Here is a 6,322-nt window from a genome sequence, read left to right as displayed (position 1 = left end):
CCGGACCCAACTGGCACCGCGGGTTAGCTGCCCGGAGCGGCGGCGTATCGGTCAACCGCCGGTCCGACGCCGGTACCGGTGCGGGCGTGACCGGGCAGGAGCCGGTCTGGCCGAAACGCGGTCCGGTACCGGTGGCCACGCGGACCGTCCCGAGGCGGTACCGCGGCAGGACCGCGGCAGGACCGCCGTGATACCGCCGAGGCCGCCGCCGGTACCGCCGGGACCGGTCACGGAACCGGTCCGGTGACCGGCAGGCCCGCCGACTGCGGTACCGGTCACGCGGGTCGACCGGGCCAGGACCGCACCGGTCACCGCGCCCGACGAGGAGACCGCCGGCCGGGTCATGACTCAGACGGGGATCGGGCCCGCCCATTGAGCACCCAACTGACCCCAACTGGATCCGCGACCGGTTGGGTCAGTTGGGGTCAGTTGGGTACCCGCCCACCGGCAGTTGGGTGCCAGTTGGGCCATCGGTTGTTGCGCACGTATCCCGACGCGGGACACGTACGACAACCCTCCACCGTGATGCGGCGGAAACCTACCGGGCGTGGGTGGACTCCCGGTCGAGGGGGAATGGCCCTGGTTCCGGCAGGTCGACCGACTCGGTCACGCCTACCCGGGTGTGGAGGCGGCGGGCCCAGGCCGGGGCCCACCAGTTCGCGGAACCGGCGAGCTTCATCAGCGCCGGCACCAGTGTCGCCCGCACGATGAAGGCGTCGATCAGTACCGCGATCCCCAGGCCCAGGCCGAACATCTTCATGAACGTGATGCCGCTGACGACGAACGCCAGGAACGTGATGGACAGGACCAGAGCGGCGGCGGTGACGATCGGGCCGGTCCTGGCCAGGCCGGAGACGATCGCGGTGCGGTTGTCGCCGGTGCGGTCGTAGTCCTCCTTCATGCGGGCGAGGAGGAATACCTCGTAGTCCATCGAGAGGCCGAACGCGACCACGAACATCAGCAACGGCATCGCGACGTCGGTGAGGCCGGTGGGGGTGAAGTTGAGAACGCCGGACAGGTTGCCGTCCTGGAAGATCCAGACCATGATGCCGAGCACGGCCGTCAGGTTGAGGATGTTCAGCGCGATCGCCTTCAACGGGACGAGGAAGCTGCCGAACATCAGGAACAGCAGGACGAACGTCGCCACGGCGATCCAGAGGCCGGCCCACGGAACGATGGAGAAGATCGCGTCCTTGGTGTCGACGAGCTGGGCGGCGCTGCCGCCGACGAGCGGGTCGAACGGCGGGTCGAGCGCACGCAGTCCCATCACAAGCTTTTCCGCTTCGGGCGACATCGGGGTCACCGAGGGAACGACCTCGAACCACTCGCCGGCGTCGGTGACGTACCGGGCGGACTGCCCGGTCGGTCCGGCGACGCGCGTGCCCGCGGCCCACGTGCCGTGCCCGGAGACGACCTGGGCGACGTTGTCGATGCGGGACACCTCGGCGACGAACGCCGCCACGTCGGCGGGAGCCGGAGAGCCGGAAATGACCACCGGGAACGCCTCGCCGGTGAAACCGAAGTCGCGCTGGATCTTCTCGGTCGCGACCCGCGCGGCGTCGTCGGACGGGAGGACCCGGGCGTCGGGGTTGCCGAACTGCACGCCGAGCAACGGGATGCTGAGCACCGTCAGCAGCGCCAGCACCGCGACGGTCACCAGGCCGGGCCGGCGGATGACGCGTTCGGCCACGGCCGCCCAGCGGCTCGACCCGCCGTGTGCGTCGCGCTTCATGCCGGGCAGGCGCCACGCGTCGATGCGGTGACCGAGGACGGCGAGCAGCGCGGGCAGGGTGACCACCGCGGCGAGCACGGCCACGAGCACCACGCCGACACCGGCATAGGCGAACGACCGCAGGAAGTACAGCGGGAACGCGACCAGCGCCAGCAACGCCACGGCCACGGTCACCCCCGAGAAGACGACGGTGCGGCCGGCCGACTGCACGGTGCGGGTGGTGGCCTCGTCGACGGTGAAGCCGGCGGCCAGTTCCTCCCGGAAGCGGGAGACGATCAGCAGCGAGTAGTCGATGGCCAGGCCCAGGCCCAGCGCGGTGACGAGGGTGATGGAGAACACCGACACGTCGGTGAACAGCGTGATGACCCACAGCACGAAGAAGGCACCGAGGGCCGCGGCGGCACCGACGACGATCGGGAGCACGGCCGCGACGACCCCGCGGAACACGAACAGGAGCAGCAGCAGGGTCAGCGGGATCGCGATCAGCTCGGCGAGCGTCAGGTCGTTCTCCAGGTTCGTGCCGAGCGCCTCGCCGATCGCGGCGGCGCCGCCCACTTCGACGGTCACCCCGTCCCTGTCACCGGAAAGCTCCTTCCGGACCTGGTCGACCGTCGCGTTCACGGCCTCGTCGTCGCCGTCGGCCCGGGCGAGCACCAGCGCCGAGGAGCCGTTCCCGGACCGCAGGGACGGCGGCGGATCGGGTTGCCAGTACGACACGACCTGGCTGACACCGTCGACGTCGGCGAGGGCGGTGGAGACGGCCGCGCCCGCGGTGGCCGCCGCCGGGGCGTCGACGTCGCCGCTGTCGGCCGTGACGACCAGTATCAGGTTCGGCGAGCCGGCGCCGAACTCGTCTTCGAGGAGTTCGGTCGCCCGGGCCGAGTCGGAGCCCGGATCGTCGAAGCCACCGGTGGACAGGCTGGCGAAGACCCCGCCGCCGAGAACCGCGGCGACGATGAACACCACGAGTGAGCCGAACAGCACCAGTTTGGTGCGTCGGACGACCAGCCTTCCGAGTGCGGCGAACATGACGGGATCCCTCCGGGTGCGCCCGGTCGGTCCGGGCGATGCGGAGAAAGTTATGAGTTGACGGGTACCGATGTCCTCGGACCGGAGTGCCCGATCGGGTCCGCCCCCGGGCCGGTCGCGAGGGGTCTCTCCTCCTGTGGGAGGAGGCGCGGCGGCACCGTGGTCTGAACCTCCGTGGCCGCCGCTGACCTATATTCCTGCCATGTCCTCACCGCTGCGTGACCGTGGCGAGTTCGTCGTCGCGGCGGCCGTTCTCGGCACCGGTGCGGGCGTGCTCAACCTCGCCTACACCGCCGACTGGGGCTGGATCCTCGGTGTGCTGATACTCCCGGCGATGATCGTGCGGGTGTTCTGGCGCTCGATGCCGGGCTGGCTGCTGATGCTGTGGGTGGGTGTGCCGACGTTCATCGGCGACCTCGCGGTCGTCCACCAGAGCGCGTACCTGGTGGTGACCGTCGCGTTGGCGGTGGTCGCGGCCGGCCGGCGCAGCCGGCTCGACACCGTGGTGATGGCCGCGTGCCTGATCTCGCCGTTCGTCATCTGGGTGTTCGGGACGCACAACTGGAACCGCGGGATCGGCGCCTGGCTCTGGGCCGGCGGGATGCTGATCGGCTGGGGGTTCGGCCACGTGGTCGGCCAGCAGTGGGCTCTGATCGCCGAGCTGGAACGCACCCGCACCAGGCTGGCCGAGTCGGCCGTCGCCGCCGACCGGCAGCGCATCGCGCGCGACCTGCACGACCTGGTGGGGCACAGCTTCAGCGTCGTGCTGCTCCACCTGTCCGGCGCCCGGATGATCCTCGACACCGGGCCCGCCGACACCGCGCCCGCCGACGCCGCGGATGCGCTGCGCCGGGCCGAGGCGGTCGGCCGTACCGGCATGGACGAGCTGCGCCAGGCCCTGATGCTCATGCACCAGGGCACACACCCGCCCATCCGGTTCGGGCCGGGCGAACTCGATCGGCTGGTGGCCCTGTACCGCGCTGCCGGTATGCGCGTCCATCTCGAGGTCACAGGAGAATTGGACGGTGTCGCGGCCGCACCGCGCATCGTCGTGTACGACGTGCTGCGGGAGGCGCTGACCAACGCGGCCAAGCACGCCGGGTCACCGGCGGCGACGGTTCGCATCGGCGTCGACCGGGACCGGGTCACCGTCAGTGTCGAGAACGCGCTCGGTGGCGGTACGACGTCGTCCGGATCGGGCCTGGGCCTGGTCGGGCTGGAACACCGGGTGGCGGCCATCGACGGGACGTTCGAGGCGCGGCCCGAGGGTGGCCACTGGGTCGTCCGGGCCCAACTGCCGCGGCGCCTCGCCGGTGTGGCCGCGTGATCCGGGTGCTGCTGGTCGACGACCAGCCGATGGTGCGGGCCGGGCTCGGGCTGATCCTGCGCAGCCAGCCGGACATCCAGGTGGTGGGAGAGTGCGGCGACGGCAGTGAGGTGCTGTCGGCGGTCACCCGATGCACGCCCGACATCGTGTGCATGGACGTGCGGATGCCCGGCGTCGACGGCGTGGAGGCGACCCGCCGGCTGCGCGCCGCCGACGGCCCGCCGGTCTGCGTGCTCACCACGTTCGGTGACGAGGAGGTGCTCTGGTCGGCGGTTGACGTCGGGGCGGCCGGGTTCGAGCTGAAATCGGCCACACCGGAGAACCTCATCGAGGCGGTGCGCACGGTCGCGTCCGGCGGCACCTGGATCGACGGCACCCTGCTCGGGCCCATCCTCGACTCGTACCGGCGGATACGGCAGTCGGTCAGCCCGGACGGCCGCGTCGAGTCGCTGACCGAACGCGAGCTCGACGTGCTGCGTCTCATGGCCCGGGGCGCTTCGAACCGGGAGATCGCCGACCGGTTGTTCCTCGCCGAGACGACCGTCAAGACGCACGTGGGCGCGCTGTTCACCAAACTCGGCGCACGGGACCGGGCGGCAGCCATCGTGTTCGCCTACGACGCGGGGATCGTCCACCCGCGACGTTGACAGAACCCACCCGCAACTCAGGCTGGGAGGTCCAGCGCGGCCGTGAGGTTGCGCTCCTCGTCGGGGGTCGGTTGGCGGCCGGCCAGGTAACGGCGCTGGTGCGCGCGGGCGGCGTCGAGCGCCGCGGCGTTCAGCGCCTCGATGGGGACCTTCGCCTGGTACCGGCTGTCGACGCGGAGCGTGGTGGCTCCACCGTCGCTGTGGAACTCGTACACGCCCTCGCCGCGAACCCACAACGCGTTCTCCTCGAACGCGTCCACGGTGATGCGGTACCCGTCGTCGTCGGTGCGCTCCACGGTGTAGCGCGCCGCCTGCGTGAGCGGCCCGACGGCGGGCAGTTCGACCCGCACCTCGGATATGAACCCGTTGGTGGCGGGACCGCCCGAGCGGAACCGGAAGGTGGCGCCGGGGAACAACTCGTCGTTCTGCGCATGCACGTTCCACCAGACGGCGGCCGCCGCCCGCGGCGCGATCCGGCCGATGTCGACCCACAGCCGGACACCCGGCATGCCGTCGCCCGGATCGGGCAGCAGTTCCTGACGCGGTCCCGCGCTACCCGGCTCTTCCATGGACGTCGGCTCCGATCGGTTGTGGTGTCGCGGCTCAGATGCGTCCGCGGGGATCCGGTAGGCGGAAGACGACGCGTGGTTGGGGCGTCGGGTCGACGCTCCAGGGCGCGGCGACCTTGACCTCGCCGTCGGTGCGGGCCGGGCCGAAGACCGTGATCGTCAGTGGCAGGGTGGTGCCCGGCGTGTAGACCGCATCGGTGTACCGGATGTTGCAGGCGGTCACGGCCCGGCACACATGGTTGGGCTGGTCGTCGGGGCCTTCGATCCTGATCTCGGTGGCGGCGTCGGTCTCCACGTCGATGTCCAGCTCGGTCAGCTGCTGCGGGCCGTTATTGGTCAGGGTGAACCGGTACTCCACGCCGACATTGTTGCCGTTGCGCCAGATCACCTCGTTCGAGTCCACCGCCAGCGCCAGGTCCGTCGACGGCCACGGCTGGGTGCCCGTCACGGTGTTGTCCCTGGTGCGTGGGTCGGTCGCGCCCGGGCCGGCCCCGACCGTCACCGAGTACGCCGTGCCGGGCGGGGCCGACAACCGCACCTCGAACTGGCGACCGGTGTCCTCGGGTATGGCGGCCGAGATGGTCATCTCACAGGTGTCCTCGGCTCGGCAGACCGTGCCCCCGCTGGCTCCGGCGTCGAGGATGTTGATCTGGCCCGCGCCGGTCGCGGCGACCGTGACCCGGAAGGCCGGCATGTCGTCCGGGCCGTCGTTGCGGGTGAAGAACGTGTGGCTCACCGTCACGCTGCTGCCGTAGGCGTACATGTGCTCGAAGGGTCCGGCGGTGAGGTCGAGGTCGCCGCGCGGAGCGGCCGCGGCTTCGGCCCGGACGGTGACCACCGTCAATGTGAGGGTCACGAGCGCGGCGAACGCGACGGCGGCGGCGCGGGCAGGGCGACGTGGCAGCCTCATCGACATTCGCGAGATCGTATCGGCTGGGTTGGTGCGGCCGGGGGATCAGAAACTGCCCGAACGGACATCGCTTGGGGCCGGCCACGCGGACCAGCTTGGGCATCACGC

Annotated in this window: 5 protein-coding genes; 2 read left to right on the top strand and 3 right to left on the bottom strand. The window is 71.1% G+C overall.

Annotation, left to right across the window (positions count from 1 at the left end):
* Positions 1-538 precede the first annotated feature (538 nt).
* On the bottom strand, positions 539-2,761 hold the full coding sequence (locus tag Vau01_RS39150; RefSeq protein ID WP_204004473.1) for an MMPL family transporter: 2,223 nt from the start codon (positions 2,759-2,761) through the stop codon (positions 539-541).
* Between the two features lie 202 nt (positions 2,762-2,963).
* Here Vau01_RS39150 and Vau01_RS39145 point away from each other — a divergent pair, with 202 nt between their 5' ends.
* Together Vau01_RS39145 and Vau01_RS39140 are read left to right on the top strand one after the other, a co-directional pair.
* Entirely contained in the window at positions 2,964-4,088 is a 1,125-nt protein-coding gene (locus Vau01_RS39145) for a sensor histidine kinase (protein WP_204004471.1), read from the top strand.
* Positions 4,085-4,735 carry a response regulator transcription factor gene (locus Vau01_RS39140; protein ID WP_204004469.1) on the top strand — a complete coding sequence of 217 codons (651 nt, stop codon included), beginning with the start codon at positions 4,085-4,087 and terminating at the stop codon, positions 4,733-4,735. The genes Vau01_RS39145 and Vau01_RS39140 overlap by 4 nt, the downstream gene beginning before the upstream one ends.
* Positions 4,736-4,752: 17 nt before the next feature.
* Here the strand turns inward: Vau01_RS39140 and Vau01_RS39135 are convergent, their stop codons facing one another.
* Both Vau01_RS39135 and Vau01_RS39130 read right to left on the bottom strand, forming a co-directional pair.
* Positions 4,753-5,304, bottom strand: coding sequence for a hypothetical protein (locus Vau01_RS39135; protein ID WP_204004466.1), 552 nt, complete (start codon positions 5,302-5,304; stop codon positions 4,753-4,755).
* A gap of 34 nt (positions 5,305-5,338) precedes the next feature.
* Complete coding sequence (locus Vau01_RS39130) at positions 5,339-6,220, bottom strand: hypothetical protein (RefSeq protein WP_204004463.1); 882 nt, start codon at positions 6,218-6,220, stop codon at positions 5,339-5,341.
* Positions 6,221-6,322: the final 102 nt, after the last annotated feature.

The organism is Virgisporangium aurantiacum, from assembly GCF_016863635.1.
Taxonomy (GTDB): Bacteria; Actinomycetota; Actinomycetes; order Mycobacteriales; family Micromonosporaceae; genus Virgisporangium; species Virgisporangium aurantiacum.
Note: the sequence above shows the minus strand (reverse complement) of the source record. Positions and strands in the feature narration are given on the sequence as shown.

Excerpts from the sequence above, each read along its gene's own strand:
- Vau01_RS39130 (WP_204004463.1), bottom strand. The coding sequence starts at position 6,220 with ATGTCGATGAGGCTGCCACGTCGCCCTGCCCGCGCCGCCGCCGTCGCG.
- Vau01_RS39145 (WP_204004471.1), top strand. The coding sequence starts at position 2,964 with ATGTCCTCACCGCTGCGTGACCGTGGCGAGTTCGTCGTCGCGGCGGCC.
- Vau01_RS39150 (WP_204004473.1), bottom strand. The coding sequence starts at position 2,761 with ATGTTCGCCGCACTCGGAAGGCTGGTCGTCCGACGCACCAAACTGGTG.
- Vau01_RS39135 (WP_204004466.1), bottom strand. The coding sequence starts at position 5,304 with ATGGAAGAGCCGGGTAGCGCGGGACCGCGTCAGGAACTGCTGCCCGAT.